Origin of the sequence: Methylibium sp. T29-B (genome assembly GCF_000576225.1) — a bacterium.
Taxonomy (GTDB): domain Bacteria; phylum Pseudomonadota; class Gammaproteobacteria; order Burkholderiales; family Burkholderiaceae_C; genus Methylibium; species Methylibium petroleiphilum.
In genome coordinates, this window is sequence record NZ_AZSN01000338.1 from 1 (window position 1) to 1,533 (window position 1,533).

The 1,533-nt window shown below is 73.4% G+C and carries 2 protein-coding genes; both read left to right on the forward strand.

From position 1 onward, the window contains the following. Positions 1-466 (forward strand): hypothetical protein (locus Y694_RS25125; protein ID WP_036236661.1); only part of this gene is annotated, 466 nt, incomplete at its 5' end. Further along, positions 463-1,533 (forward strand): patatin-like phospholipase family protein (locus Y694_RS21735; RefSeq protein WP_036236664.1); only part of this gene is annotated, 1,071 nt, incomplete at its 3' end. The genes Y694_RS25125 and Y694_RS21735, both read left to right, overlap by 4 nt.

The window sequence follows — 1,533 nt, forward strand, 5'->3', positions numbered from 1 at the left end:
CGGCCTGATCGGTGGCGCGCCGATCGGACCGGCCACCGGCGCGACCGCCCCATCGCCCGGCAGCGACGAGGCGGCGGTCTTCGCGGCCGCCGGCCTGCAGCGCCGCGGCAACGAGCACTACCGAGAGGCGTGCGCCACGGCACTGAAGCCGCAGACCGAGCGGCTGGACATCAACCACGATGGCCGCGACGAAGTGCTGCTGTTCCTGGCGTCCTCGCCCTGCTTCGGCCCGGCCCGTGGCGGCAACGTCGCGCTGTTCATGCAGAACGCCGGCGGCGCGTGGGTCGACCTGCTCGGCTTCCTGCCCGGCGTGGAGGTGCTGCCGACCGGCGGTGAACACCTCGGCTACGCCGACCTGGGGGTCGCCAACCCCGGCGGCTGCATGGCGGTCTATCACTGGAACGGCAGCGCCTACGTCCACGCCGCCAACCGCGCCATCGAGCCCGGTGGCTGCCAGTTCCGATGATGCCGCGCATCGGTCTCGCGCTGGCCGGCGGCGGGCCATTGGGCGCGATCTACGAGATCGGCGCACTGTGCGCGCTCGAGGAATCGATCACTGGCCTGCGCCTCACTCAGTGCCAGGGCTACGTGGGCGTGTCGGCCGGCGGCTTCGTGGCCGCCGGACTGGCCAACGGCATCGGGCCGCGTGAGCTGTGCCGCTCCTTCATCGAGAACGAGGGGCCGCCGGACGACGTGTTCGACCCCGCGCTGCTGATGCGGCCGGCCTGGGGCGAGTTCGCGAAGCGCCTCGCGCGGGCGCCCGGTCTGGCCGGCGGCGCGGCTCTGGACTATGCGCTGGGCTTCGCCACCCGCAGCCAGGTGCTCGACCAGCTCGGCCGCGCCATGCCGACCGGCCTGTTCTCCAACCGCACGGTCCACCAGCACCTGAGCCGCGTGTTCGGCGCGCCCGGCCGCAGCAACGACTTCCGCACGCTGGCGCGCCGGCTGGTGCTGGTGGCGGTCGACCTCGACAGCGGCGACGCCCGGCCCTTCGGCCTGCCGGGCCACGACCACGTGCCGATCTCGCTCGCCGTGCAGGCCAGCGCCGCGCTGCCCGGACTGTTCCCGCCGGTCGAGATCGACGGCCGCTGCTACGTCGATGGCGTGCTGCGCAAGACGCTGCATGCCTCGGTCCTGCTCGACGAGGGCCTGGACCTGCTGATCTGCCTGAATCCGCTGGTGCCCTACGACAGCCCCGCCGACGCGCACAGGCCGGCGGACGGTGCCAGGGCGCCGCTGGCGCGGCTGGTCGACGGCGGCCTGCCGCAGGTGCTGAGCCAGACGTTCCGCACGCTGATCCGCTCGCGCATGGAGCTCGGCCTGCGCCAGTACGACCAACTCCACCCCGACACCGACATCCTGCTGTTCGAGCCCGACGCGCGCGACGCCAAGGTGTTCTTCACCAACCCGTTCAGCTACTCGCAGCGCCGCCGCATGGCCGAGCACGCCTACCAGGCCACGCGGACTCAGTTGCGCGCGCGCCGCGCCGCACTCGGCCCGCGGCTGCTCGCCACGGCCTCGGCTGGAGCGCCG